The following is a 26,744-nucleotide window of genomic DNA, read 5'->3' as shown; positions in this document are numbered from 1 at the left end:
TCTCAGAGTCCTTCGACGATGAAGATCTCGGCCCGGGCCGCCGTCTGCCGGTGCCCGCAGGCGTCCTGATACTCCGCCGAGCGATAGCAGGCCAGGGCCTGTTCGTAGGAATCGAACTCGATCACGACCCGGCGCGTCGCCCAGCCCTCTCCCTCCAGCTGCTCGGCGCGTCCGCCCCGCGCGAGGAAGCGTCCGCCATAGCGGGCGAAGGCCGCAGGGGCGCGCTCCGTATAGCCGCGATAAGCCTCGGGATCGGTCACATCGACCTCTGCAATCCAATAACCTTTCATGGCGCTTTGCCTCTTTCGCTACGTTTTGTCTCATGGTATACCAGATTACAGAACAATCCAGAACCCTGAGAGGTAGCCGTGGCCATCCATCCCATCGAAGCGATCATCGAGGATTTCCGTGCCGGCAAGATGGTCATCCTGGTCGACGACGAAGACCGCGAAAACGAAGGTGACATCCTGCTCGCCGCCGATGCCTGCACCCCTGCCGCGATCAGCTTCATGGCCCGCGAAGCCCGCGGCCTGATCTGCCTGACGCTGACCGAGGAACGCTGCCGCCAGCTCAACCTGATGCAGATGGTCAGTGACAACGGCACCGTCCACGGCACCGCCTTCACCGTGTCCATCGAAGCCGCTACCGGCGTCACTACCGGCATCTCGGCCGCCGACCGGGCGCGCACCATCGAAGCCGCGGTGGCGCCGGACGCCACCGCGCGGGACCTAGTCCAGCCCGGCCACATCTTTCCGCTACGCGCCCGCGATGGCGGCGTACTGACCCGTGCCGGCCATACCGAGGCCGGTTGCGACCTGGCGCGCCTGGCCGGTCGCGACCCTTCCGCCGTCATCGTCGAGGTGATGAACGACGACGGCAGCATGGCCCGGCGTCCGGATCTGGAACGTTTCGGCGAACGCCACGGCATCAAGCTGGGCACCATCGCCGACCTCATCCACTACCGACTGCGCCACGAACACACCGTCACCCGCATCGGCGAGAGCGAATTGCCTACCGTGCACGGCACCTTCCGCCTGCTGACCTACGAGGACCGCATCGAAGGCGGCGTACACCTGGCCATGGTGATGGGCGACATCGACCGCGAGACGCCGACCCTGGTTCGCGTCCATGCCCTGGACCCCCTGCGCGACCTGGTCGGTGCCGAATACAGCGGGCCGCCGAGTTGGACCCTGTGGGCTGCCCTGGAACGCGTCGCCCAGGAAGGCCACGGCATCGTGGTGGTGCTGGCCAACCACGAATCCTCCCAGGCGCTACTGGCCCGGGTGCCCTCGCTGACCCAGCCCAAGCGGCTGTTCGAACGCTCCCAGTCGCGCATCTATGCCGAGGTAGGCACCGGTGCCCAGATCCTGCAGGACCTGGGCGTGGGGCGTATTCGCCACCTGGGCTTGCCCCTGCGGTACGCCGGCTTGACCGGGTACGAATTGGAGATCGTCGAGACCCTGCCTTTCCCTGGCTGAAGCCTTTTCCAGAGGCCTTGGACAAGCTTGCAAAAAGTTTGGAATACCATAATATCGAATGACAAAACGGCCCGTTCGACAGGGTCGACAGCTCTACTTCGAGGTGCCGCTATCCACCTCGAATCGCACGACTCCTACAAGGCCGCGGCACCTCTGCCGCGCCGATCCAATAACAAAAGAGGGCGTCACGATGTTGCTGAAGCTTAAAGTCGTCTCTGTGGTCGCTGCCGGCCTGTTGACTACGCTGGCCCTTCCGGCCCAGGCCGAAAGTCTCAACTTCACCAGCTGGGGCGGTACCACCCAGGACGCCCAGAAGCAGGCCTGGGCCGAACCCTTCACCAAGCAGACCGGCATCCAGGTGGTGCAGGACGGCCCCACCGACTACGGCAAACTCCAGGCCATGGTGCAAAGCGGCAACGTCCAATGGGACGTGGTCGACGTGGAAGCCGATTTCGCCCTGCGCGCCGCCCAGCAGGGCCTGCTCGAACCCCTGGATTTCAAGACCATCGATCGCACCAAGATCGATCCGCGCTTCGTCAATGACCATGCGGTGGGCTCCTTCTTCTTCTCCTTCGTGCTCGGCTACAACCAGGGCAAGCTCGGCAGCAAGCAGCCGCAGGACTGGTCGGCGCTGTTCGATACCACCACCTACCCCGGCAAGCGTGCGCTCTACAAATGGCCGAGCCCTGGCGTCCTGGAGCTGGCCCTGCTGGCCGACGGCGTACCCAAGGACAAGCTCTATCCCCTAGACCTGGACCGCGCCTTCAAGAAGCTCGACACCATCAAGAAGAACATCGTCTGGTGGGGCGGCGGTGCCCAGTCCCAGCAGTTGCTTGCCTCTGGCGAAGCGACCCTGGGGCAGTTCTGGAACGGTCGCGTCCACGCCCTGCAGCAGGACGGCGCGCCAGTAGGCGTGAGCTGGAAACAGAACCTGGTCATGGCCGACATGCTGGTGGTGCCCAAGGGCGCCAAGAACAAGGACGCCGCGATGAAATTCCTGGCCGAGGCCAGCAGCGCTCGCGGCCAGGCGGATTTTGCCAATCTCACCGCCTATGCGCCGGTCAACGTCGACAGCATCGCCAAGCTGACCCCGGACCTGGCCAAGAATCTGCCCACCGCCTACGGCAGTGAGCAGGTCACCCTGGACTTCGCCTACTGGGCCCAGCACGGTGGCGAGATCGCCAGCCGCTGGAACGAATGGCTGGTGAAATGACATGTCTGCCTCCAGCTCCAGCCGGGCGGTGCTCGGCACTGCCAAGGACCGCCGTGCGCTGAACGATCCGGCGCGGACCCGGGGTGAACGCGCCGTCCGCTGGAAGGGCGCGAGTCACCTCGTCCCTGCCCTGCTGTTCCTCGGCCTGTTCTTCCTGGTCCCGTTGATCGGCCTGCTGCTGCGCGGCGTCCTCGAACCCACGCCGGGCCTGGGCAACTACCAGACCCTGTTCGCCAATGGGGCCTATGCCCAGGTGCTGCTCAACACCTTTGGCGTTGCTGCCCTGGTGACCCTGTTCAGCGTGCTGATCGGCTTTCCGCTGGCCTGGACCATCACCCTGATGCCCCGCGGCTGGGGCCGGGTGCTGTTCAACATCGTGCTGCTGTCGATGTGGACCAGTCTGCTGGCCCGTACCTACGCCTGGCTGGTGCTCTTGCAGGGCTCGGGGGTGATCAACAAGCTGCTCATGGCGATGGGCCTGATCGACGAACCCCTGGCGCTGGTCAACAACCTCACCGGGGTGGTGATCGGCATGACCTACATCATGATCCCCTTCATCGTGCTGCCGCTGCAGGCAACGTTGCAGGCCATGGACCCCATGGTGCTGCAGGCCGGCGCCATCTGCGGCGCCAGCCCCTGGACCAACTTCCGCAAGGTGTTCCTGCCCATGTGCCGCTCGGGCCTGGGCTCTGGCGCACTGATGGTATTCGTCATGTCGCTCGGCTACTACGTTACTCCGGCGCTGCTGGGCGGAGCGCAGAACATGATGCTGCCAGAGTTCATCATCCAGCAGGTGCAGTCCTTCCTCAACTGGGGCCTGGCCAGCGCCGCCGCGGCCTTGCTGATCGTCATCGCCCTGGTGCTGTTCGCCCTCTATCTCAGGTTGCAACCGGAATCCCCGGTCGACCCCCAGAACGCGAGGTAACCCCATGCTGCTGACTCCCAGTGCCCTCGGCTGGCGGCTGCGCGGTGGCCTGCTGCTGATCACCGGCGCCATCGCCGCGGTGCTCCTGCTGCCCATCGTCTTCATCGTGCTGCTGTCGTTCGGCTCGTCCCAATGGCTGGTCTTTCCGCCGCCCGGCTGGACGCTCAAGTGGTACCAGCAATTCTTTTCCAACCCGGAGTGGATGCAGGCGGCCCTGGCGAGCCTCAAGGTGGCGCTGCTGACCACCCTGGTTTCGGTAGCCCTGGCGGTGCCTTGCGCCTTCGCCCTGGTGCGCGGCAAGTTTCCCGGGCGCAAGACGCTCTATGCGGTCTTCACCCTGCCGATGATCGTGCCACTGGTGGTGATCGCCGTGGCCATCTATGCCCTGTTCCTGCGCCTGGGCTACACCGGCACCCTGCTGGCCTTCGTGGTCAGCCACGTGATCGTCGCCCTGCCCTTTGCCCTGATCGCTGTCATCAACTCGCTCAAGCTGTTCGATCAGTCCATCGAGGATGCCGCGGTGATCTGCGGCGCCTCGCGCCTGCAGGCCATCTACCGGGTGACCCTGCCGGGGATCTGGCCGGGGGTGTTCGCCGGCGCTCTGTTCGCCTTCCTGGTGTCCTGGGACGAGGTGGTGCTGAGCGTGATGATGGCCAGCCCCAACCTGCAGACCCTGCCGGTGAAGATGTGGGCGACGCTGCGCCAGGACCTGACACCGGTGATCGCCGTGGCCTCCACGGTGCTGATCGGCCTTTCCCTGCTGGTGATGCTCGCGGCTGCCCTGCTGCGCCGCCGCCAACCCCTTTCCCGCTGAGCTCCCGGAGCCTGCCATGAGCGCCGTACTCCAGAACAACGCCCCCGCGGCCCCGCTGGTCCGCCTGCAGAACCTGAACAAGCACTACGGCGATTTCACCGCCGTGGATGATCTCTCGCTGGACATCCAGGAGGGCGAGTTCCTCACCTTCCTCGGCTCCAGCGGCTCCGGCAAGTCCACCACCCTGTCGATGCTGGCGGGCTTCGAGACGCCCAGTTCCGGCGCCATCAGCGTGGCTGGCCGCTCGCTGCTGAGGGTCCCACCGCACCAGCGCGACATCGGCATGGTGTTCCAGCGCTATTCGCTGTTTCCGCACCTGTCGGTGCGCGACAACATCGGCTTCCCCCTGGATATCCGCAAGATCGGCGCCGCCGAACGCAACCAGAAGGTCGACGCCATGCTGCGCCTGGTGCAGCTCGAAGCCTTCGCCCATCGGCGTCCCGCGCAACTCTCCGGCGGCCAGCAGCAGCGAGTGGCCATCGCCCGGGCGCTGGTCTACGAACCACGCATCCTGCTGATGGACGAACCCCTGGGCGCGCTGGACAAGAAGCTGCGTGAAGACCTGCAGGACGAGCTGCGCCAGCTGCACCGTCGCCTGGGCATCACCATCGTCTACGTGACCCACGACCAGGAGGAGGCGCTGCGGCTATCCCAGCGCATCGCCATCTTCAGCCACGGGCGCATCGTCGGCCTGGGCAGTGGCTACGACCTCTACCAGAATCCGCCGAACGCCTTCGTCGCCGCCTTTCTCGGCAACTCCAATTTCCTGCGCGTGACCGCGCGCGCCCAGGCGCATTGCGCGTTCGAGGGCCAGGAACTGGCGATGCGGCCCACCGCCAGCGTCAGACCGAACCAGGAACTGCTCCTGATGCTGCGCCCGGAAAAGCTGCAGCTGCTGACCACCGAACAGGCGGCGACCCTGGCCATGCCGGCGGGCTGGAACGAGATCCCGGCCCGGGTGGGCGAGGCCCTCTTCCTCGGGGAAAGCCAGAGCTGCGTGCTGCAGACTGCCGGTGGTGCCCAGCTGATGGTCAAGTCTCTGGCCCATACCCAGGGCCTGCAACCTGGCCAGGTGGTACGCCTGCGCTGGGCCGCCAGCGATGCCTGCGTCTACACCGAGTGGAACGACGCCGACCTGACCAAGGCCGCCGCCCACTGAGGCCGGAGGGCGGGCCTCGCGCGTCCGCCTCAGCCCGCCGCCGATACTAGAAACTGCCGAAACGCCTGGGCGCCGGGTCCCAGGCGCTCCTCGGGGCTCCAGATCAACCCCAGCTCCATGGGCGGGATGGCATCGGCCACCGGGCGCGCTTCCAGCTTGCGGCCTTCCAGGGACCAGCCGCGATAGAGCATGTCGGACAGGATGGTCACGCCAAAGCCATGGGCGACCAGGCCGCGCAGGGATTCCATGGACGAGGTCTTGAACACCACGTTGGGTTCCAGGCCGGCCGCGCGCCAGTAGCGCAGGGTGGAGGTTTCCCCTTCGTCCACCGTGGCGAGGATATAGGGATAGGGCGCGATGTCGGCCAGGCTGACCTGCTCCGGAGCGAGCAAGGGATGGGCGCTGGGCAACCAGAGCTGGCGCGGCGAACGCATCAGCAGATGGCGCTCGAAGGGCTGCGCGGCGTCGACGTTGGAGATGACCGTGAGACCCAGCTCCAGGGTCCCATCGTTGATGCCCGCCTCGATGCTGGGTCTGTCCATGTCGCGCAGGTCGATGTCGATCTGCGGATAGCTGCGCTTGAAGCGCGCCAGGAGGGTCGGCAGGTAATAGCCGAGCACCGCATAGGAAGCCCCGACCCGGGCCTGGCCGGTCAGGGCATGACTCTGGAACAGCGGCTGACTCACGGCGTCCTGCAGGGTGTCGAGGATGTGTCGGGCATGGTGGTAGAACTGGTGCCCCTCGGCCGTGAGCTTGACGCCGTGGGGCAGGCGCTCGAATAGCCGCACGGCGAGCAGGGCCTCCAGCTGGCTGACCGCCGTGGTGACCGCCGACTGGCTGACGTTGACCGCGCTGGCGGCCAGGGAAAACTGGCTGTTCTCGGCGGCGGCGACGAAGTAGCGCAGCTGCCGCATCGAAATGTCCTTGAGCACTGCCATCTGATTTTCCAATACCTGGATTCTATTTTTATCGTTTCACGATAGCGCATTTCCTCTCCTAGACTCAGAGGCACAGGCGCGCCGCGGTCCTCTCGCGGTCGCCATGACAAGAACAATGAACAGGAGGACGGGTCATGCGCGCCCTGGCGCCCGCGTTCCGCAGCCGCGCTCCGTGCGCACCCTTGTCCTACCGTTGGCCGCCCTGCCCGACGGTTTTCCAGCGTCCACCTGCGCGCCACGCCCGCGCCTGGTCATCAGCGCTGCCCCGTCCTGTTTTTTTCAGCTCCGCGCCGTACCGGGTGGCCGCCCCATGCGCGCCCGATCGGCCGACCGCTCTCACCCGACAATCCCAACAATAGGTGACCCCATGAGCTACCCGAGTCTCAACTTCGCCCTGGGCGAGACCCTCGATCTGCTGCGCGATCAGGTGCGCACCCTGGTCGCCCGCGAGGTAGCGCCTCGCGCGGGCGAGATCGATGCCAGCAACAGCTTTCCCATGGACCTGTGGCGCACCTTTGGTGACCTGGGCTTGCTCGGCATCACCGTGGGCGAGGAGTACGGCGGCTCCGGACTCGGCTATCTCGCCCATGCAGTGGTCATGGAGGAGATCAGCCGCGGCTCCGCCTCGGTCGCCCTCTCCTATGGCGCCCACTCCAACCTCTGCGTCAACCAGATCCATCGCAACGGCACCATGGAGCAGAAGGCGCGCTACCTGCCCCGGCTGGTCAGCGGCGAGCACGTCGGCGCCCTGGCCATGAGCGAGCCCAACGCCGGTTCGGACGTGGTCTCCATGAAGCTACGCGCCGAGCGGCGTGGCGATCGCTTCGTGCTCAATGGCAGCAAGACCTGGATCACCAACGGTCCCGATGCCCATACCTATGTGATCTACGCCAAGACCGAGCCGGAACAAGGCGCCCATGGCATCACCGCCTTCATCGTCGAGCGTGACTGGAGCGGTTTCAGCCGCGGCAGTAAGTTCGACAAGCTGGGCATGCGCGGCTCCAACACCTGCGAGCTGTTCTTCGACGACGTCGAGGTGCCGGAGGACAACGTGCTGGGGCAGGTGAACGGGGGCGTGAGGGTGCTGATGAGCGGCCTGGACTACGAGCGCGTGGTCCTCGCCGGCGGCCCGGTGGGCATCATGCAGGCCTGCCTGGACGTGGTCCTGCCCTACGTCCATGACCGCAAGCAATTCGGCCAGAGCATCGGCGAATTCCAGCTGATCCAGGGCAAGGTGGCCGACCTCTACACCGGTCTCGCCGCCAGCCGTGCCTATCTCTATGCCGTGGCCCAGGCCTGCGACCGTGACGAGACCACCCGCAAGGACGCCGCCGGGGTGATCCTCTACACCGCCGAGAAGGCCACCCAGATGGCCCTGGAAGCCATCCAGATCCTCGGCGGCAACGGCTATATCAACGAGTACCCCACCGGTCGCCTGCTGCGCGATGCCAAGCTCTATGAGATCGGCGCCGGCACCAGCGAGATCCGCCGCATGCTGATCGGGCGCGAGCTGTTCAACGAAACCCGGTGAGGAGTCCTCCATGACCGTGCTGACCTCCACCCTGAACCGCCGCACCCCGGACTATCAACGCAACGCCGCCGCCATGGCCGAACAACTGGCCCGGCTCGACGCGCTGCTGGCGCGCATCCGCGAAGGCGGCGGCGCCAAGGCCCAGGCGCGCCATAGCGCCCGCGGCAAGCTCTTGCCCCGCGAGCGCATCGACCAACTGCTGGACCCCGGCTCGCCCTTTCTGGAGATCGGCGCCCTGGTGGCCCTCGACGTTTATGAGGACGAGGTGCCGGCGGCCGGGGTAGTGGCCGGCATCGGCCGCATCGAGGGCGTCGAGTGCATGATCATCGCCAACGACGCCACGGTGAAGGGCGGCTCCTACTATCCGCTGACGGTGAAGAAGCACCTGCGCGCCCAGGCCATCGCCCTGCAGAATCGCCTGCCCTGTCTGTATCTGGTGGATTCCGGCGGCGCCAACCTGCCGCGCCAGGAAGACGTCTTCCCCGACCGCGAGCACTTCGGGCGGATCTTCTTCAACCAGGCGACCATGAGTGCCCAGTGCATCCCACAGATCGCCGTGGTGATGGGCTCTTGTACCGCTGGCGGCGCCTATGTGCCGGCCATGAGCGACGAGACCATCATGGTGCGCCAGCAGGCCACCATCTTTCTCGCCGGGCCGCCGCTGGTGAAGGCCGCCACCGGCGAGGTGGTCAGCGCCGAGGAACTGGGCGGCGCCGACGTCCACTGCCGTACCTCCGGCGTGGCCGATCACTATGCCGAGAACGACGCCCATGCCCTGGCCCTGGCGCGGCGCTGCATCGCCAACCTCAACTGGCGCAAGCTGGGTGAGTTGCAGCTCAAGGCGCCAATCGCCCCGCTGTATCCAGCCGAGGACCTTTACGGCCTGGTCCCGGCCGATCCCAAGCAGCCGCTGGAGGTGCGCGAGGTGATCGCCCGGCTGGTGGACGGCAGCGTCTTCGACGAATTCAAGGCGCAGTTCGGCACCACCCTGGTCTGTGGCTTCGCCCATCTGCAGGGTCATCCGGTGGCCATCCTCGGCAACAACGGCATTCTCTTCGCCGAATCGGCGCAGAAAGGCGCGCACTTCATCGAGCTGGCCTGCCAGAGACGCATCCCCCTGCTCTTCCTGCAGAACATCACCGGCTTCATGGTCGGCAAGAAATACGAGGAAGGCGGCATCGCCAAGCACGGCGCCAAGCTGGTCACCGCGGTGGCCTGCGCCCGGGTGCCCAAGTTCACCGTGATCATCGGCGGCAGCTTTGGCGCCGGCAACTACGGCATGTGCGGTCGCGCCTACGATCCGCGCTTCCTGTGGATGTGGCCCAACGCGCGCATCGGCGTGATGGGCGCCGAGCAGGCGGCCGGGGTGCTGGTGCAGGTCAAGCGTGAGCAGGCCGAACGTGCCGGAGAAGCCTTCGACGACGAAGAGGCGGCGCGCATCAAGGCACCCATCGTCGAGCAGTACGAGCGTCAGGCCCATGCCCACTATTCCAGCGCGCGCCTATGGGACGACGGAGTGATCGACCCGGCCCAGACCCGCGAGGTCCTCGCCCTGGCCCTGTCGGCCAGTCTCAACGCCCCTCTCGAGCCGACGACCTTCGGCGTCTTCCGGATGTAGGCCATGACTGACTTCCAAACCCTGGATCTGACCCGCGACCCGCGCGGCTTCGCCACCCTCTGGCTCGACCGTCCGGACCGCCACAACGCCCTGGATGCACGGATGATCGCGGAGTTGGGCACAGCGCTCACCGAGATCGCCGCCGATGCCGAGCTGCGCTTTCTGCTCGTACGCGGGCGCGGCCGGCACTTCTGCGCCGGCGCGGATCTCGCCTGGATGCAGGCGTCCGCCACCCTGGACGCGGCCGCCAACCAGGCCGACACCGAGCGCCTGGCCGAGGTGATGTATCGCCTGCAGGCCTTGCCAATGCCCACCCTCGCCGTGGTGCAGGGCGCAGCCTTTGGCGGCGCCGTGGGTCTGGTCAGTTGCTGCGACCTCGCCGTGGCTGCCAGTGACGCCACCTTCTGCCTGTCGGAGGTGCGCATCGGCCTGGTGCCCGCCGTCATCGGCCCCTTCGTCATCCGCGCCCTGGGCGAACGGGTGGCACGGCGCTACATGCTGGGTGCCGAACGCTTCTCCGGTGCGCGCGCCGCCGAGCTGGGCCTGGTCGCCGAGACCGCGCCCGCCGCCGACCTGGAGCCCCTCGTGGAAGCCTGGATCGCCCGCCTGCTGGACAACGGTCCTCAGGCCTTGCGGGCCTGCAAACGGCTCCTGGACGGCGCCGGCGATGGTGTGCCGAGCCCCACGGTGCGCCAGTTCACCGAGGGCCTGATCGCCGCGGTCCGCGTCACCCCTGAAGCCCAGGAAGGCCTAGCTGCTTTCCTGGAAAAGCGCCGCCCCGCCTGGCAGGAGACCACGCCATGACCTTCGACCGTCTGCTCGTCGCCAACCGAGGCGAGATCGCCTGCCGGGTGATGCGCACCGCCAAGGCCCTGGGCCTGGGCACCGTCGCCGTGCACAGCGCCATCGACGCCAGGGCACGCCATGTGCGCCAGGCCGACCTGGCGGTAGACCTCGGGGGCGCCAAGCCGGCCGACAGCTACCTGGCTGGCGAGCGGATCATCGCCGCTGCCCTCGCCACCGGCGCCCAGGCCATCCACCCTGGTTATGGCTTTCTGTCCGAGAACGCCGCCTTCGCCGAAGCGGTGGCCGCGGCGGGACTGGTCTTCGTCGGGCCGCCCGCCGCGGCGATTCGCGCCATGGGCAGCAAGTCCGCGGCCAAGGCGCTGATGACCGACGCCGGGGTGCCCCTGGTGCCGGGCTATCACGGCGAGGACCAGTCCCTGGCCACCTTTCGCGACGCCGCGGCACGCATCGGCTATCCGGTCCTGCTCAAGGCCACCGCCGGCGGTGGCGGCAAGGGCATGAAGATCATCGAGCGCGAAGCCGACCTGGCCGAAGGTCTCGCCTCCGCCCAGCGCGAAGCGCTCTCGGCCTTTGGCGATGCGCGGATGCTGGTGGAGAAGTACGTGCTGCAACCGCGTCACGTGGAGATCCAGGTCTTCGCCGACGGGCACGGCCATTGCCTCTATCTCAACGAACGCGACTGCTCCATCCAGCGCCGCCACCAGAAGGTGATCGAGGAAGCCCCTGCGCCTGGCCTCACACCTGAGCTACGGCGGGCCATGGGCGAAGCCGCGGTACAGGCGGCCCAGGCCATCGGCTATGTGGGGGCCGGCACCGTGGAATTCCTGCTCGACGCCCGCGGCGACTTCTTCTTCATGGAAATGAATACCCGGCTGCAGGTCGAGCACCCGGTCACCGAGGCCATCACCGGCCTGGATCTGGTGGCCTGGCAGTTGCGCGTCGCCGCCGGTGAGGCGCTGCCCCTCACCCAGGCCCAGGTGCCCCTGCACGGCCATGCCATCGAGGTGCGCCTCTATGCTGAGGACACCGACCAGGGCTTCCTGCCGGCCTCGGGCACCCTGCAGCTCTACCGCGAGCCCACGGCGGGTCCGGGTAGGCGCGTGGACAGCGGCGTGGAGGAAGGCGACGAGGTATCGCCCTTCTATGATCCCATGCTGGCCAAGCTCATCGGCTGGGGCGACAGCCGCGAACAGGCGCGCCAGCGACTGCTGGCCATGCTTGATGAAACCGCGGTGGGCGGCTTCGCCACCAATCTCGCCTTCTTGCAGCGCCTGCTTGCCCATCCGGCCTTTGCCGCGGCCGAGCTGGATACCGGCTTTATCGAGCGTCACCGGGATGCCTTGCTGCCCGCACCCGGGGAGCTGCCGGAGGCCTTCTGGACCCTGGCGGCCCAAGCCTGGCTGGCGACGCTGCCGGCCACTGCCGACCCGACGTCGCCCTGGGCTTCCCGCCAGGGCTGGCGCCTGGGTGGACCGCCACTTGTCTCGCTACGCCTGGCCTGTCGCGGCGAGGTGCGCCTCGTCACCCTGCCCGGTTCGTCGGCGGTCGAGCTGAGCGGTGATCGCCTCCATTGGCATGCAGACGACATCCGCCAGAGCGCCAGGCTCTATCGCCGTGGGCAGGTGCTGTTCCTCGAATGGCAAGACCGTTTCGAAGCCGTCATCTGGGCCGATCCCCTCGCCGAGGTCGCGCGCCGGGCCGATGCCGGTGGGCTCACGGCGCCGATGAACGCCAGTGTGGTAGCCGTCTCGGTGGCGGTGGGTGACAGCGTGGACGCCGGTACGCCGCTGGTGGTGCTGGAGGCGATGAAGATGGAACACAGCATCCGCGCGCCCCGCGCCGGCGTCGTGACCGCGCTGTTCTGCAGCCCTGGCGAACTGGTGGCCGAGGGCACAGCCCTGGTGGAACTGGAGGAGTCGGCACCATGAGCGATGCCCTGCCGTCCCGGGTGCGGGTGGTCGAGGTCGGGCCACGCGATGGCCTGCAAAACGAACCCCAGGCGCTTGGCATTGCCGAGCGCATCCAGCTGTGCGAGGCCCTGGTCGCCAGCGGCGTGCAACATCTGGAAGTGGGCAGCTTCGTTTCGCCCAAGTGGGTGCCGCAGATGGCGGGGACCGCCGAGGTACTGGCGGGACTGGGCCGCCCGGCGGGCGTGATCCGTTCGGTACTCGTGCCCAATATGAAAGGCTTCGAAGCCGCCCTGGCGGCGGGGGTGGATGAAATCGCCGTCTTCGCCGCCGCTTCGGAGGGCTTCTCCCAGCGCAACATCAACTGCTCCATCGCCGAGAGCCTGGCGCGCTTCGTGCCAGTGGTCGAGGGCGCGCGGGCGGCGGGGATCCGGGTGCGAGGCTATGTATCTTGCGTGCTGGGCTGCCCCTACGACGGCCAGATCGCACCTGATCAGGTGGCGAGCGTGACGCGCGAGCTGCTGGAGCTGGGCTGCGCCGAAGTCTCCCTGGGGGACACCATCGGCGTCGGTACCCCCGGCCGAACCCGGGCGCTCTGGCAGCGACTGGGTCGGGAGGTGCCGCTCACCCGGCTGGCCGGGCATTTCCACGACACCTATGGCCAGGCCCTGGCCAATGTCTATGCCAGTCTGCTCGAAGGCGTCGCGGTGTTCGACAGCGCCATCGCCGGCCTGGGGGGCTGCCCCTATGCCCAGGGCGCCAGCGGCAATGTCGCCAGCGAGGACTTGGTCTATCTGCTCGACGGCCTGGGCATCGCCAGCGGTCTCGACCTGCCCCAGCTCATCGAGGCGGGCCACCAGGTGTCCGCCCAGCTGGGGCGGCGCAACGAGTCCCGGGTCGGTCGCGCCCGGGCAGCGCGAGCGGTCGACTAGCAAAGGCTCTGGCGGACGCCCATGGCAACCGCCGGGGCTTGCTCCCATAATGGCGGTCTCTCTCATCCAAGGACCCGTTTTGGCCAGGAAGTCCCGACGCGAACTCGCCCAGCTCGATGGCACCACCGAGCTGCCCCTCACCGTGCGCGAGGTCGCCCTCGCCGCCGGGGTGTCGCCCATCACCGTGTCCCGGGCGCTGCATCGGCCGAGTCTGGTGAGCGCCGCCACTCGCGAGCACGTCCTGGCGGTGGTCAAGGAGCTGGGCTATGTGCCCAATCTGCTGGCGGGCAGCCTCGCCTCCAGCAAGAGTCGCCTGGTGGCCATCCTGCTGCCCACCATCGCCAATTCCATCTATGCCACCGTGGTGCAGGCGATCATGGAGCGGCTCACCGAGGCGGGCTACCAGGCGCTGATCGGTCCCACCGGCTATTCACCGGAAAAGGAAGAGGAACTGCTGGAAGCCATCCTCGGCCGCCGGCCCGATGGCATCGTCCTTACCGGCACCCTGCACACCCCGGCCAGTCGCGAGCGGCTGGCGGCGCTGAACATCCCGGTGGTGGAAGCCTGGGACCTGAGCGCCGAGGCCCTGGACATGCAGGTGGGCTTTTCCCATGAGCAGGTCGGCATGGCCCTGGCGGATCACTTCGTCGCCCGCGGCTATCGCCGCTTCGGGGTGATCTCGGTGGACGATCCCCGCGCCATGCGCCGCAACCTGGCGCTGCAGGCGCGGCTGGCCGAGCTGGGTATCGGCGAAGTGCCCATGGAAGTGCTGCCGCTGCCCGCCACCTGGGAGGTCGGCCGGATCGGCCTGGCGCGCCTGCTGGAACGCCCGGTGCCACCGGAACTGGTGCTGTGCAGCTCCGATACCCTGGCCCTGGGCGTGGTGGCCGAGGCCAACAGCCGCGGCCTGCGCATTCCCGAGCAGCTGGCGGTAATGGGTTTCGGCGACACCACCAATGGCCGCTTCGCGACCCCGGCGCTGTCCACCGTCAGCGTCAACGCCGATGTCATGGGCCGCAGCGTCGCCCAGTCGCTGCTCAACCGGCTCGCCGGCGAGCGGACCGCGGTCAACCTCGACACCGGTTTCGTTCTCATCGAGCGCCAGAGCTCCTAACGGATTTTTTGCACCCCACCACAGATTTACCGGTTGAATGATAGCGTTATCTGTTTAATGATAACGCTATCGTTGTCAGACGACTTACAACATAAGACCGCTGCTCGATCTCCGCCCGCACACAAAAACAAACCAGTGGGAGCTCTCCATGCAAGAAACCAAGCAGACGCGCGTCCGCTATCTGATCCTGTTCATGCTGTTCGTCGTGACCACGATCAACTATGCCGACCGCGCCACCATTTCCATCGCCGGCTCCGCCCTGCAAAAAGACCTCGGCATCAGTGCCGTCTCCCTCGGCTACATCTTCTCCGCCTTTGGTTGGGCCTATGTGCTCGGTCAGATCCCGGGCGGCTGGTTGCTGGATCGCTTCGGTTCGAAGAAGGTCTATGCGGCGAGCATCTTCACCTGGTCGGTGTTCACCTTGCTGCAAGGCTACATCGGTGAATTCGGCATCGGCACCGCGGTATTCCTGCTGTTCGCCCTGAGATTCATGGTCGGTCTGGCCGAGGCGCCCTCCTTCCCCGGTAACGCCCGCATCGTCGCCGCCTGGTTCCCCACCAAGGAGCGCGGCACCGCCTCGGCGATCTTCAACTCGGCGCAATACTTCGCCACCGTGCTGTTCGCGCCGCTGATGGGCTGGATCGTTTATCACTTCGGCTGGCAGCACGTCTTCGTGGTGATGGGCGTCCTGGGCATCGCCTTCTCGGCGGTCTGGATGGCGGTGATCTACAGCCCCCGTGAACATCCCCGGGTCAATGCCGCCGAAGTCGAGTACATCGCCAGCAACGGCGGTCTGGTCGACCTGGATACCCCCGGCAAGAAGAGCGAAGGCCCGAAGTGGAGCTACATCGGCCAGCTGCTGACCAATCGCATGATGGCCGGCATCTACCTGGGCCAATTCTGCATCAACGCCCTCACCTACTTCTTCCTGACCTGGTTCCCCGTGTACCTGGTGCAGGAACGTGGCATGACCATCCTCAAGGCCGGCATCATCGCCTCCCTGCCGGCCATCTGCGGCTTCATCGGCGGCGTGCTGGGCGGGGTGATCTCCGACTACCTGCTGCGTCGCGGCAACAGCCTGAGCGTGGCACGCAAGACCCCCATCGTCGCCGGCATGCTGCTGTCGATGAGCATGATCCTCTGCAACTACGTCGACGCCGACTGGATGGTGGTGGGCTTCATGGCCATGGCCTTCTTCGGCAAGGGTATCGGCGCCCTGGGTTGGGCGGTGGTGTCCGACACCTCACCCAAGCAGATCGCCGGCCTCTCCGGTGGCCTGTTCAACACCATCGGCAACCTGTCCTCCATCACCACCCCGATCATCATCGGCTACATCATCGCCGCCACCGGCTCCTTCAAGATGGCCCTGGTGTTCGTCGGCGCCAATGCCCTGGTGGCCGCCATCAGTTACCTGTTCGTCGTGGGCGAGATCAAGCGCGTCGAGTTGCGTGGCGTACCCACGCCGCCCGCCGAAGCCCCGCTCGCCGCTGAAACCTCTCGCTGATCGACAAGGAGCCCGACCATGACTCAATTCAATGCCAACCCGGCCCTGCACACCGGCACCCCGGTGGTCACCTCGCTGGAGGTCGTCCCCGTCGCCGGCCAGGACAGCATGCTGCTCAACCTCAGCGGCGCCCACGGCCCCTACTTCACCCGCAACGTGCTGATCCTCAAGGACAACGCCGGTCGCACCGGCGTTGGCGAGGTGCCCGGCGGCGAGACCATCCGCCAGACGCTGGAAGACGCCCGCCAGTTCCTGATCGGCCAGCCGCTGGGCCAGTACCAGCGCATCCTCGGCCAGGTCCGCCAGGCCTTCGCCGGCCGCGATGCCAGCGGCCGTGGCCTGCAGACCTTCGACCTGCGGGTCACCATCCACGCGGTGACCGCCATCGAAGCCGCCCTGCTCGACCTGCTCGGTCAGCACCTGGAGGTGCCGGTGGCCGCCCTGCTCGGCGAAGGTCAGCAGCGCGATGCCGTGGACATGCTCGGTTACCTGTTCTATGTCGGCGACCGCAACAAGACCACGCTGGACTATCGCAGCGAAGCCGAGAGCGACGACGCCTGGTTCCGCGTGCGCAACGAAGAGGCCCTGACCCCCGAGACGGTGGTGCGCCTGGCCGAGGCCGCCTATGACCGCTACGGCTTCAAGGACTTCAAGCTCAAGGGCGGCGTGCTCAGCGGCGACGCCGAGATCGAGGCGGTCACCGCCCTGGCCGAGCGCTTCCCCGAGGCACGCGTGACCCTGGACCCCAACGGCGCCTGGTCGCTCAAGGAAGCCATCCGCCTGTGCCGCGACCAGCACCACGTACTGGCCTATGCCGAGGATCCCTGTGGCGCCGAGAACGGCTACTCCGGTCGCGAAGTCATGGCGGAATTCCGTCGCGCCACCGGCCTGCCCACCGCCACCAACATGATCGCCACCGACTGGCGCCAGATGGGTCACGCCATCCAGCTGCAATCGGTGGACATCCCCCTGGCCGATCCGCACTTCTGGACCATGCAGGGCTCGGTGCGGGTGGCGCAGATGTGCAACGACTGGGGCCTGACCTGGGGTTCGCACTCCAACAACCACTTCGACATCTCCCTGGCCATGTTCACCCACGTCGCCGCCGCGGCGCCGGGCAAGATCACCGCCATCGACACCCACTGGATCTGGCAGGACGGTCAACGCCTCACCCGCCAGCCCCTGGAGATCAAGGGCGGCCTGGTCGAGGTGCCGCAGCAGGGTGGCCTGGGCGTGGAGCTGGACCTGGACGCCCTCGCCCGCGCCCATGAGCTGTACAAGACCAAGGGCCTGGGCGCGCGGGACGACGCCATGGCCATGCAATTCCTCTCGCCCAACTGGACCTTCGATAACAAGAAGCCCTGCCTGGTGCGCTAGGCCCTCGGCCCGCCAACAGCGCCCGCTCCGGACTCTCCGGGGCGGGCGCTGTTTCCGTTCCAGCGTCCGAAACATCGTTTTACACCTACCGATAGCCTGCTAAGCGTTCGTTAAGCTCACCGGATCGACACTGAACTCAAGGTATCTCGCAACCCTGCCCGATACCCCCGCGGTTCCAGTTACTTTCGTATCCGGGAGAAGCACATGAACCTCAATCGTCGTATCGCCAAGAGCCTTCTCGTCCTGACCCTCACCTCGGTGTTTTCCACCGCCGCCCTGGCCGACACCCGACCCGACATCGCCACCCAGCAGGTCGCCACTCTGCCGGCGATCTCCCAGCAGGGCCAGCAGGCCTTCATGGACGTGGTCGCTGCCCGCCAGGACCTCTTCGAGGCCCATGTCGATCAGGCCAAGCAGCAACTGGCCGCCGCCGAAAGCGCGCTGCAGACCGCCCAAACCGACAAGACCGCCTACCTCAAGTCGGCCAGGGACCTGCGCGGTCAGGACGGCAAACTCATGGAGGTCTCCGCGCAGGACGCCAAGGCCACGTCCTGGCTGCCGATCTGGAGCGGCATGGCGCTACATGACGACTATGTCGCCACCCCGGCCAAGAATCAGGCCGTGGCCCGGGCCAACGAGAAGATCCAGCAGGGCGACACCCAGGGCGCCGGCGAGATCCTCAAGGTAGCCGGCGTCGACGTCGACTACTCCACTGCGGTGCTGCCGGCCCAGGAAACCCTAGACCTGGTGCACCGGGCCAACCAGGAGCTGGGCCACGAGCAATACTGGCAGGCGAACCTGACGCTCAAGCAGGTGCAGAACAGCCTGAGATTCGACAACGCCAATGTCGACGTGACCCCCACCAGCTGGTTCTCAAAAACCACCTCGATCTTCACCCCGGTCGACAAGACCTGAGCCGGCCGCAAGCACCTGAGTTGAAAGGAATCGTTAACTTCAGCGTAACGATTCCGTCCTCAGGTTGATTGAACGCCCGGCAGTCGAGGGCTAGGGTGACTCCACGACAGGTGATTCGTGGAGCCCCCAATGACAACGACATCCTCCCCACCGGCTCGGATCGCCAGGCGCCGCAGCGACAAGCAGCAGCGCCTGGACCGGGTGGCCACGCTGGCCGATGGCAAGGTGTTGCCCACCGCCTCCATCGTCGCCGCCCTGGAACAGCTGCTGGCCCCCGGCGACCGGGTGGTGCTGGAAGGCAACAACCAGAAGCAGGCCGACTTCCTCTCCCGCAGCCTCGCCCAGGTCGATCCGGCCCGGCTGCACGACCTGCACATGATCATGCCCAGCGTCGGTCGCGCCGAGCACCTGGACCTGTTCGAGCGCGGCATCGCCCGCAAGCTGGACTTCTCCTTTGCCGGCACCCAGAGCCTGAGGATCAGCCAGCTGCTGGAGGACGGCCTGCTGGAAGTCGGCGCCATCCACACCTACATCGAACTCTATGCCCGGCTGCTGGTGGACCTGATTCCCAAGGTGGTGCTCAGCGCCGGTTTCATGGCCGATCGCGCCGGCAACATCTATACCGGCCCCAGCACCGAGGACAGCCCGGCGCTGATCGAGCCGGCGGCCTTCAGCGACGGCATCGTCATCGTCCAGGTCAACCAGCTGGTGGACGATGTCTCCGAGCTGCCACGGGTGGACATCCCGGCGGACTGGGTGGATTTCGTGGTGGTGGCCGATCGGCCCTTCTATATCGAGCCGCTGTTCACCCGCGATCCGCGCCACATCAAGCCGGTGCACGTGCTGATGGCGATGATGGCGATTCGCGGCATCTACGAACGCCACCAGGTGCAGTCGCTCAACCATGGCATCGGCTTCAACACCGCGGCCATCGAGCTGATCCTGCCCACCTACGGCGAGCGCCTGGGCCTCAAGGGCAAGATCTGCCGGCACTGGACCCTCAATCCCCACCCCACGCTGATCCCGGCCATCGAAAGCGGCTGGGTGGAAAGCGTGCACTGCTTTGGCACCGAACTGGGCATGGAGGGCTATATCGCCCAGCGCCCGGACGTCTTCTTCACCGGTCGCGATGGCTCGCTGAGATCCAACCGGCTGCTCTGCCAGCTGGCCGGTCAGTACGCCGTGGACCTCTTCATCGGCGCCACCCTGCAGGTGGATGGCGACGGCCATTCCTCCACCGTCACCCGAGGGCGCCTGGCCGGCTTCGGTGGCGCGCCCAACATGGGCCATGATCCGCACGGTCGGCGTCACCCCACCCCGGCCTGGCTGGACATGCGGCAGCAGACCGGCGACGGCGCACCGGCTCTGCTCGAACGCGGCAGGAAGCTGGTGGTGCAGATGGTCGAGACCTTCCAGGAAGGCGGCAAACCCACCTTCGTCGATACCCTGGATGCGGTGGAGGTGGCGCGCAAGAGCGGCATGCCGCTGGCGCCCATCATGGTCTATGGCGACGACGTCACCCACCTGCTCACCGAAGAAGGCATCGCCTATCTCTACCGCGCCCGCTCCCTGGAAGAGCGCCGCGCGATGATCGCCGCCGTGGCCGGGGTCACCGCCATTGGCCTGCGCAGCGACCCGGCCGAGGCCCGGCGCCTGCGCCAGGAAGGCCTGGTGGCCCTGCCTGAAGACCTCGGCATCCGTCGCACCGACGCCAGCCGCGAACTGCTCGCGGCCAAGAGCATCGGCGAGCTGGTGGAGTGGTCCGGCGGTCTCTATCAACCCCCGGCCAAGTTCAGGAGCTGGTGATGCGCGCCCTCGCCCGCCGTACCTCATCGCCCGCCGAGCGCCTGGCCGAGTGGGCCGTATCCGCCCTGGTGGACGAAGCCGAACTCTCGCCCAAGCCGGCCCTGGTGGATCGCCGCGGCCAGGGCGCCCACAGTGACCTTACCCTTGGCCTGATGCTGACCTCGGCCCAGGCCCTGCAGCCCTGTTTCCAGGCCATGGCCGAAGCCGCCGAGCGAGGGCTGCCCGCCGCCGAACTGCGCTGCCTGATCGGCCAACTGGGGCGTGACGGCGAAGCCGCCATGCTGCAGGTCACCGGCGGGGTCAATACCCATCGCGGCGCCATCTGGGCGCTGGGGCTGCTGGTGACGGCGGCGGTACATGAACGTCCGACTTCTGCCCAGGCGCTGTGCCTGGCGGCCGGTCGCCTGGCCAGCCTGCCCGATCCGGACGCGCCCCAGGCCGCGCCCAGTCATGGCCAGCGCGTCGCCCAGCGCTACGGCGTCGGCGGCGCCCGGGCCGAGGCCGCCGCGGGCTTTCCCGCCATCCACCAGCGCGGCCTGCCGCAGCTGCGCGCCAGCCGCCAGGCCGGTGCCGGCGAGCAGAACGCTCGCCTGGATGCGCTTCTGGCCATCATGACCGCGCTGGACGATACCTGTGTGTTGCACCGTGCCGGCCCTGCGGCCCTCACCACCATGCAGCAGGGCGCCCGCGCCGTGCTGCAGGCCGGGGGCAGCGCCAGTCTCGGCGGGCGCCGCCAGCTGCTGACGCTGGACCGCCAATTGCTGGCCGCCAATGCCTCCCCCGGCGGCGCCGCCGATCTGCTGGCCGCCACCCTTCTCGTCGATCGCCTGGAGCCCCGGCTCCCTGGAGACCTCTGATGGAACACTTCACCTGCAGCTATCCGGCCAGCCAGCGCCGCCAGGGTCGCGCCCTGGTCGGCTGTGTCGGTTCGGGGGACCTGGAGGTCCTGCTCGAACCCGCCATGGCCGACTTCACCCTCAAGGTGACCACCTCGGTCAACGGCAGCGAACCGCGCTGGCGCGCCCTCTTCGATCGGCTGTTCGCTACCCGCGAGGACCTGCCGGCCCTGACCCTGGACATCCATGACTTCGGCGCCACCCCTGGGGTGGTGCGCCTGCGCCTGGAGCAGGGTTTGGAAACCCTCGACCTGGAGGACAGCACCCATGGCTGAAGCCCCTCTTCCCGATGTCCAGGAGCTGCTGCACAGCCGCAGCTTCGTCGAACTCGGCGCCCGCGAGCGGGCCCGTGTGGTGCTCGATGCCGGCAGCTTTCGCGAGCTGGTCGGGCCCTTCGAGCGACTGATGTCGCCGTGGTTGCCCAAGCAGGGCATCGTCTGCCAGGCCGATGACGGCGTGGTGGTGGCCAAGGGGCTGATCGACGGCCAGCCCGCGGTGGTCTGCGCCATCGAGGGCGCCTTCCAGGGCGGCAGTATGGGCGAAGTGGGCGGCGCCAAGATCGCTGGTGCCCTGGAGCTGGCGCTGGAAGACAATCTCGCCGGCACCCCGACCCGCGCGGTGCTGCTGCTGGAAACCGGCGGCGTGCGCCTGCAGGAGGCCAATCTGGGCCTGGCCGCCATCGCCGAGATCCAGGCGGCCATCGTAGCCTTGCGCTCACATCAGCCGGTCATCGGCGTCATCGCTGGCAGCGTCGGCTGCTTTGGTGGCATGTCCATCGCCGCCGGCCTGTGCACCCAACTGATCGTCACCCGCGAGGCACGCCTCGGGCTCAATGGCCCCCAGGTGATCGAACAGGAAGCCGGCATCGAGGAATACGATTCCCGCGACCGCCCCTTCATCTGGAGCCTGACCGGCGGCGAACAGCGGGTCGCCACGGGCCTGGCCGATGTCTTCGTTGCCGACGACAGCGCCGCCGTGACCACCGCCATCCGCCAGGGCTTCACCCAGGGCGTTGCCGCCCCTCTGCGCAGCCAGCGGGCCGACCACTACCTGACGCGCCTCGCCGATCTCGATACCCGTCCCCAGGCGGACGCCGCCGCGGTCCGCCACCTCTATGCCGGAGACCAGCCATGAGCACCCAGCCTTCGCAACGCGGCCTGACCTGGTTCCAGGCCCTGGCCGGCCAGGGCGAGGCCGTCGCCGGCCTGCCCGCCTCCCTGCGCGTCGCCGACCTCGAACTGGCCGGCCGGCCCGCACGCTGGCTGGCCGTGGTGCCCGATACTGACAATCCCTTCCCCCGTGCCCGCCAGGGCGAGATCGGTCTGCTGGAGGGTTGGGGCCTGGCCCGAGCCATTCAGCAGGCCATCGCCGAGGATGCTGGCGCCCAGGTGAAACGCACCCTGATCGCCCTGGTGGACGTGCCCAGCCAGGCCTATGGTCGCCGCGAGGAGGCCTATGGCATCCACCAGGCCCTGGCCGGCGCCGCGGGTGCCTATGCCGAAGCGCGCCTGGCCGGACACCCGGTGCTGGGCCTGCTGGTGGGCAAGGCCATGTCCGGGGGCTTTCTCGCCCACGGCTACCAGGCTAATCGCCTGCTGGCCCTGCGTGATCCCCAGGTGCAGGTGCACGCCATGGGCAAGGCCTCGGCGGCGCGGGTGACCCTGCGCAGCGTCGAAGACCTGGAGCGCCTGGCCGCCGATATCCCGCCCATGGCTTACGATCTGGACAGCTATGCCTCCCTGGGCCTGCTCTGGCGCCAGCTGGAGGTCACTCAGCCCGACCAGCCCTCGGCCGCCGATCTGCAGCAGGTACGCCAGGCCCTGGCCGAGGCCCAGGCCGATGTGCTCGCCAGCGGCGCCACCGATCTCAAACTGCGTCTGGACGGCGCCAATCGCGCGGCTTCTCGCGCAGTACGCGAACGCCTACGGGCGGGATGGAACGCGTGATGAGCGGGCGGATGGGCCCCTTGGGCTTCGCTGGCGCTCAACCCAACCTACGGAACACCTGCGTAGGTTGGGTTGAGCGACGCGAAGCCCAACACAGGCCCCACGACCTCCTCTGGGGCCTGACCCCGGATACCCTTCCCGCGGACGCTCCCACCTGGGCCCACCAGATCGCCCAGGCTGGCCTGCCCGTGGTGGTCCGCCGAACCGCACCCGAGGCCGGCCGTATCCCGGTCGGCCTACGCGGCGCTACCCGCGCCGAGCGCTTGGCGGCCTGGCTTGTACCAGCCGCCGTAGTGCAACAGCGCGCACCTGAAAACCTGCGGATCACGACCGGCTGCCGCGATCTACCGGTCTTCGACACCCTGGCCCGCGTGCAAACCCTGCTGGATGACCTGAACCTGCCCTGGGGCCCCACCGGCGCTGCGGGCTACGAACTGGCCTCCGGCTGGCCGGCGCTGCATGCCGGGAGCGATCTGGATCTGCTGATCCGCTGCACCGCCCCGCTGCCGCGCGACCAGGCGCGGGCCCTGCTGGCGTCGCTGCAGGTGCAGGCGCAGTGCCGGCTAGATATCCTCCTGGAGACCCCACTCGGCGGCGTCGCCCTGGCCGATTGGGCCGGAGACGCCCCACGCGTGCTACTCAAGACCACTGCCGGTCCCCAGCTGGTGAGCGATCCCTGGCCGGAGGCGCGCGCCGCATGAGTACCCTCTTCCAGTTTCCCGGCCAGGGCGCCCAGCGTTCCGGCATGCTGCATGCCCTGCCCGACGACGCCGAGGTCCGGCGTACCCTGGCGGAAGCCGCCGCGGTGCTGGACCTCGATCCCTTGAACCTGGACTCCGTCCAGGCCCTGGAACACACCCGCGCCGTGCAGCTCTGCCTGCTGATCGCCGGCGTCGCCACGGCGCGCCTGCTGCTGAGCCGCGGACCGGCGCCACAGCTGGTGGCCGGGCTGTCCATCGGTGCCTATGCCGCAGCGGTGGTGGCCGACGCTCTGGACTTCGCCGATGCGCTGCGCCTGGTGGCCCTTCGTGGCGAGCTGATGCAGACGGCCTATCCCAAGGGCTACGGCATGCTGGCGATCCTTGGTTTGGACCGTGCCACGGTGGAAAGCCTGGTCGCCAATCACCATCGGCCTGACGCGCCGCTGTACCTGGCCAATGCCAATGCCGAGCAGCAATACGTGGTCGCGGGCAGCGATGTCGGCCTGGCCGTGCTGACCGAGTCAGCGCGTGCCCAGGGCGCCGCGGCGGCCAAGCGCCTGGCCATGAGCGTGCCGTCCCACTGCCCGCTGCTCGCCGAAGCCGCCCAGACCCTTGATCAGGCCTTTGCCGAGGTCGAGCTACGCGCGCCCCGGCTGGCCTATCTGAGCGGTACCTCGGCACGACGGCTGGTGCGTGCCGAGCAGTTGCGCGACGACCTGGCCTTCAACATGGCGCGGCCCATCGAATGGCACGCCACCCTGGAAGCCGCTCGCGAGCGCGGCGTGCGGCTGGCCATCGAACTGGCGCCCGGCAGCGTCCTCAGCCAACTGGCCAAACGCGTCTTGCCCGCCAGCGGTGTGCTGGCTTGGCAGGACACCCATCCTGACACCCTGGACGCGCTCAGGCGTGAGGAGGCGGCACGACTGGACTGAGCAATCCCCATACGGCGGCTGCCCTCACCCCAGCCCTCTCCCCGAGGGAGAGGGGGTAAAAGCGGGCGCAGCGGCCAGGCTTCACCCCACCCCCAAGCACAACCGAGGACAACAACAATGATCATCTACGGTGTAGCGCTCCTGGCCGTCTGCATGCTTGCAGGCGTCATCATCGGTGACTTCCTGGGCGTCCTGCTCGGGGTCAAATCCAATGTCGGCGGGGTGGGCATCGCCATGCTCCTGCTGATCTGCGCCCGGCTCTACATGGAGCGGCATGGCGGCATGAGCAAGGAATGCGAATTCGGCGTCGGCTTCTGGGGCGCGCTGTACATTCCGGTGGTGGTGGCCATGGCCGCCCAGCAGAACGTGGTCACCGCCCTGCATGGCGGACCCGTGGCAGTGCTGGCGGCCGTCGGCGCCGTGGGTATCTGCGGGGTGACCATCGCCCTGATCAGTCGCAGCCATCGCGGCGAACCGCTACCCCCATTGCCGGACGCCGCCGTGGCACCCGCGCCAGCGATCGCCCATGCCGCGCCGGCCGGAGGTCGCTAGTATGAACGATATCGTCACCAAAGCCCTGCAACACAACGGCCTGGTCGCCGCCTTCGCGCTGATCGGCCTGATCATGTGGATCTCGGTGGTCCTCTCACGCCGGCTGACCTTTGGCCGGGTGCACGGCTCGGCCATCGCCATCGTCATCGGCCTGGTGCTGGCCTGGGTCGGGGGCACCGTCACCGGTGGCCAGAAAGGCCTGGCCGACCTTGCGCTGTTTTCCGGTATAGGCCTGATGGGCGGCGCCATGCTGCGCGACTTCGCCATCGTCGCCACCGCCTTCGAGGTCCAGGCCACGGAGGCACGCAAGGCCGGAATGATCGGCGCCGTGGCCCTGCTCCTCGGCACCGTGCTGCCCTTCATCGTCGGCGCCGCGGTGGCCTGGGCCTTCGGCTATCGCGACGCGGTGAGCATGACCACCATCGGCGCGGGCGCCGTGACCTACATCGTCGGCCCGGTGACCGGCGCCGCCCTGGGTGCCAGCTCCGACGTCATGGCACTGTCCATCGCCACCGGCCTGATCAAGGCGATCATCGTCATGGTGGCGACGCCCGCCTCGGCGCGGCTGCTGGCGCTGGACAATCCGCGCTCGGCGATGGTCTTCGGCGGCCTGGCCGGCACCGTCAGCGGCGTCACCGCGGGGCTCGCCGCCACCGACCGCCGACTGGTGCCCTATGGCGCCCTAACCGCTACCTTCCACACCGGCCTGGGCTGCCTGCTGGGGCCGTCGCTGCTTTTCTTCTGCGTGCGGGCACTGGTGGCTTAGTTGCGCGCGTACATCCGGCATTCGGCGACGAAGGCCAGCAGATTGGGATCGCGCTCGCGGCTGCGCAGGAACACCGCGCCAATGCGCTGCTGGAGGCGATAGCGCGGGGCCAGGGGCAGCAGCTTGAGGCGGTTCTGGTAGACCGCCTCGACCCGCCCCGGCAGCAGCGCGTAGCCCACCCCGGAGCTGACCATGCTCATCAGCGAGAAGATGTCGTTGACCTGCATGATCACCTCCGGCTCGAAGCCGGCCTGGGCGAACACCTGGCGACCATCGCGAAAGGTGGCGAAACCCTGGGTCAGGGTCACGAAGGGCACCCCGGCCAGGTCGCGCAGGTCCACCTCGGCCTGGTTGGCAAAGGGCGAATCACTGGGCGCGGCGAGGAAGATGTCGTCGCTGAACAGCTCGACGCTCTCGCAGTCGGCATCCACCACGGCGTCGTCCAAGGCCACGAGCATGGCGTCCAGCTTGAAATCGTGCAGTTGCTCGGCGAGGTCGGCATTGGAACCCAGCACCAGGTCGATGTTGAGTTCGCTGCGCCTGAGCTTGAGGCCCATGATCAGCTGGGGCACGGTCTTGACCGTCAGCGAGTACAGCGCCCCCAGGCGAAAGCGCTCCGCCGAAAAGCCCGCCGCCTGGCGCGTGAGCCGTACCGTCTCGGCCAGGTCCTGCATCAGTCGCTCGGCCCGCGCTTCCAGCACGAAGGCGCCATCCAGCGGCGTCAGGGTACGCCCCTCGTGCTTGAATAGTGGGCAGCGCAGGGCGTTTTCCAGGGAGTGGATGGCGCGATGCACGCTGACATGGCTGGTGCCCAGCTCGGCGGCAGCCCGCGCCAGGTTGCGACTGCGCATGAAAGCCAGAAAGATCTCCAGCTTGCGCAGGGTGATTTCATCGGTATCGGACATGACGGCCA

26 protein-coding genes are annotated in these 26,744 nt (G+C 67.7%); 23 read left to right on the top strand and 3 right to left on the bottom strand.

From position 1 onward, the window contains the following. Nucleotides 1–2: 2 nt before the first annotated feature. On the bottom strand, nucleotides 3–290 hold the full coding sequence (locus tag NRG74_RS05660) for a DUF1330 domain-containing protein (RefSeq protein WP_059315040.1): 288 nt from the start codon (nucleotides 288–290) through the stop codon (nucleotides 3–5). Nucleotides 291–419: 129 nt separating this feature from the next. Between NRG74_RS05660 and ribB the strand changes: the two genes are divergently transcribed. The 5 genes from ribB (at nucleotide 420) to NRG74_RS05635 (ending at nucleotide 5,589) form a co-directional block, all read left to right on the top strand. Next, entirely contained in the window at nucleotides 420–1,478 is a 1,059-nt protein-coding gene (gene ribB, locus NRG74_RS05655) for a 3,4-dihydroxy-2-butanone-4-phosphate synthase (protein ID WP_430707807.1), read from the top strand. A 190-nt stretch (nucleotides 1,479–1,668) separates the two neighbouring features. Then, on the top strand, nucleotides 1,669–2,691 hold the full coding sequence (locus tag NRG74_RS05650) for an ABC transporter substrate-binding protein (protein WP_257705969.1): 1,023 nt from the start codon (nucleotides 1,669–1,671) through the stop codon (nucleotides 2,689–2,691). Nucleotide 2,692: 1 nt separating this feature from the next. Next, nucleotides 2,693–3,616, top strand: a complete 924-nt coding sequence (locus NRG74_RS05645) for an ABC transporter permease (RefSeq protein WP_082696340.1) — start codon at nucleotides 2,693–2,695, stop codon at nucleotides 3,614–3,616. Between the two features lie 4 nt (nucleotides 3,617–3,620). After that, nucleotides 3,621–4,430 (top strand): ABC transporter permease, encoded by an 810-nt coding sequence (locus NRG74_RS05640; protein ID WP_257705968.1) that lies wholly within the window; start codon nucleotides 3,621–3,623, stop codon nucleotides 4,428–4,430. 16 nt (nucleotides 4,431–4,446) lie between these two features. Beyond that, nucleotides 4,447–5,589, top strand: coding sequence for an ABC transporter ATP-binding protein (locus tag NRG74_RS05635; protein WP_257705967.1), 1,143 nt, complete (start codon nucleotides 4,447–4,449; stop codon nucleotides 5,587–5,589). A 29-nt stretch (nucleotides 5,590–5,618) separates the two neighbouring features. Here NRG74_RS05635 and NRG74_RS05630 read toward each other — a convergent pair whose 3' ends face one another. Further along, nucleotides 5,619–6,527, bottom strand: a complete 909-nt coding sequence (locus NRG74_RS05630; RefSeq protein ID WP_257705966.1) for a LysR family transcriptional regulator — start codon at nucleotides 6,525–6,527, stop codon at nucleotides 5,619–5,621. A gap of 367 nt (nucleotides 6,528–6,894) precedes the next feature. Between NRG74_RS05630 and NRG74_RS05625 the strand changes: the two genes are divergently transcribed. The 18 genes from NRG74_RS05625 (at nucleotide 6,895) to madM (ending at nucleotide 25,831) form a co-directional block, all read left to right on the top strand. Continuing rightward, entirely contained in the window at nucleotides 6,895–8,058 is a 1,164-nt protein-coding gene (locus NRG74_RS05625; protein ID WP_257705965.1) for an isovaleryl-CoA dehydrogenase, read from the top strand. Between the two features lie 10 nt (nucleotides 8,059–8,068). Beyond that, on the top strand, nucleotides 8,069–9,676 hold the full coding sequence (locus NRG74_RS05620; RefSeq protein ID WP_257705964.1) for a carboxyl transferase domain-containing protein: 1,608 nt from the start codon (nucleotides 8,069–8,071) through the stop codon (nucleotides 9,674–9,676). Between the two features lie 3 nt (nucleotides 9,677–9,679). Then, a complete protein-coding gene (locus NRG74_RS05615) occupies nucleotides 9,680–10,480 on the top strand; it encodes an enoyl-CoA hydratase-related protein (RefSeq protein WP_257705963.1) in 801 nt (266 codons plus the stop codon). After that, nucleotides 10,477–12,411: an acetyl/propionyl/methylcrotonyl-CoA carboxylase subunit alpha gene (locus NRG74_RS05610; RefSeq protein WP_257705962.1), complete on the top strand. Its 1,935-nt coding sequence runs from the start codon at nucleotides 10,477–10,479 to the stop codon at nucleotides 12,409–12,411. Before NRG74_RS05615 ends, NRG74_RS05610 begins: the two co-directional genes overlap by 4 nt. Further along, nucleotides 12,408–13,322 carry a hydroxymethylglutaryl-CoA lyase gene (locus tag NRG74_RS05605; RefSeq protein ID WP_257705961.1) on the top strand — a complete coding sequence of 305 codons (915 nt, stop codon included), beginning with the start codon at nucleotides 12,408–12,410 and terminating at the stop codon, nucleotides 13,320–13,322. Before NRG74_RS05610 ends, NRG74_RS05605 begins: the two co-directional genes overlap by 4 nt. A gap of 79 nt (nucleotides 13,323–13,401) precedes the next feature. After that, nucleotides 13,402–14,436 (top strand): LacI family DNA-binding transcriptional regulator, encoded by a 1,035-nt coding sequence (locus NRG74_RS05600; protein ID WP_257705960.1) that lies wholly within the window; start codon nucleotides 13,402–13,404, stop codon nucleotides 14,434–14,436. A 148-nt stretch (nucleotides 14,437–14,584) separates the two neighbouring features. Beyond that, on the top strand, nucleotides 14,585–15,940 hold the full coding sequence (locus tag NRG74_RS05595; protein ID WP_017640446.1) for an MFS transporter: 1,356 nt from the start codon (nucleotides 14,585–14,587) through the stop codon (nucleotides 15,938–15,940). An 18-nt stretch (nucleotides 15,941–15,958) separates the two neighbouring features. Next, the gene (gudD, locus tag NRG74_RS05590) at nucleotides 15,959–17,317 is read left to right on the top strand and encodes a glucarate dehydratase (RefSeq protein ID WP_257705959.1); all 1,359 of its coding nucleotides are present in this window, start codon (nucleotides 15,959–15,961) and stop codon (nucleotides 17,315–17,317) included. A gap of 204 nt (nucleotides 17,318–17,521) precedes the next feature. Continuing rightward, nucleotides 17,522–18,232, top strand: a complete 711-nt coding sequence (locus NRG74_RS05585; protein WP_257705958.1) for a YfdX family protein — start codon at nucleotides 17,522–17,524, stop codon at nucleotides 18,230–18,232. 129 nt (nucleotides 18,233–18,361) lie between these two features. Next, nucleotides 18,362–20,038 carry a malonate decarboxylase subunit alpha gene (gene mdcA, locus NRG74_RS05580; RefSeq protein WP_158896446.1) on the top strand — a complete coding sequence of 559 codons (1,677 nt, stop codon included), beginning with the start codon at nucleotides 18,362–18,364 and terminating at the stop codon, nucleotides 20,036–20,038. Further along, nucleotides 20,038–20,895, top strand: coding sequence for a triphosphoribosyl-dephospho-CoA synthase (locus NRG74_RS05575; protein ID WP_257705957.1), 858 nt, complete (start codon nucleotides 20,038–20,040; stop codon nucleotides 20,893–20,895). The genes mdcA and NRG74_RS05575 overlap by 1 nt, the downstream gene beginning before the upstream one ends. Continuing rightward, nucleotides 20,895–21,209, top strand: a complete 315-nt coding sequence (locus NRG74_RS05570) for a malonate decarboxylase subunit delta (RefSeq protein ID WP_160922573.1) — start codon at nucleotides 20,895–20,897, stop codon at nucleotides 21,207–21,209. Before NRG74_RS05575 ends, NRG74_RS05570 begins: the two co-directional genes overlap by 1 nt. After that, entirely contained in the window at nucleotides 21,202–22,068 is an 867-nt protein-coding gene (locus NRG74_RS05565; protein ID WP_257705956.1) for a biotin-independent malonate decarboxylase subunit beta, read from the top strand. The genes NRG74_RS05570 and NRG74_RS05565 overlap by 8 nt, the downstream gene beginning before the upstream one ends. Next, nucleotides 22,065–22,880: a biotin-independent malonate decarboxylase subunit gamma gene (gene mdcE, locus NRG74_RS05560; RefSeq protein WP_257705955.1), complete on the top strand. Its 816-nt coding sequence runs from the start codon at nucleotides 22,065–22,067 to the stop codon at nucleotides 22,878–22,880. Before NRG74_RS05565 ends, mdcE begins: the two co-directional genes overlap by 4 nt. A gap of 119 nt (nucleotides 22,881–22,999) precedes the next feature. Beyond that, complete coding sequence (locus NRG74_RS05555) at nucleotides 23,000–23,581, top strand: malonate decarboxylase holo-ACP synthase (protein WP_257706562.1); 582 nt, start codon at nucleotides 23,000–23,002, stop codon at nucleotides 23,579–23,581. Continuing rightward, on the top strand, nucleotides 23,578–24,513 hold the full coding sequence (mdcH, locus tag NRG74_RS05550; protein WP_257705954.1) for a malonate decarboxylase subunit epsilon: 936 nt from the start codon (nucleotides 23,578–23,580) through the stop codon (nucleotides 24,511–24,513). Before NRG74_RS05555 ends, mdcH begins: the two co-directional genes overlap by 4 nt. 117 nt (nucleotides 24,514–24,630) lie before the next feature. Beyond that, nucleotides 24,631–25,065 carry a malonate transporter subunit MadL gene (gene madL, locus NRG74_RS05545; protein ID WP_184287752.1) on the top strand — a complete coding sequence of 145 codons (435 nt, stop codon included), beginning with the start codon at nucleotides 24,631–24,633 and terminating at the stop codon, nucleotides 25,063–25,065. Between the two features lies 1 nt (nucleotide 25,066). Then, nucleotides 25,067–25,831 carry a malonate transporter subunit MadM gene (gene madM / locus NRG74_RS05540; protein WP_017641181.1) on the top strand — a complete coding sequence of 255 codons (765 nt, stop codon included), beginning with the start codon at nucleotides 25,067–25,069 and terminating at the stop codon, nucleotides 25,829–25,831. On the opposite strand, the gene NRG74_RS05535 is transcribed toward madM, so the two are convergent. After that, nucleotides 25,828–26,736: a LysR family transcriptional regulator gene (locus tag NRG74_RS05535; protein WP_257705953.1), complete on the bottom strand. Its 909-nt coding sequence runs from the start codon at nucleotides 26,734–26,736 to the stop codon at nucleotides 25,828–25,830. The two genes, madM and NRG74_RS05535, sit on opposite strands and share 4 nt — an antisense overlap. Nucleotides 26,737–26,744 lie beyond the last annotated feature (8 nt).

It is taken from the genome of Pseudomonas oryzihabitans (assembly GCF_024652905.1).
GTDB lineage: Bacteria > Pseudomonadota > Gammaproteobacteria > Pseudomonadales > Pseudomonadaceae > Chryseomonas > Chryseomonas benzopyrenica.
Note: the sequence above shows the minus strand (reverse complement) of the source record. Positions and strands in the feature narration are given on the sequence as shown.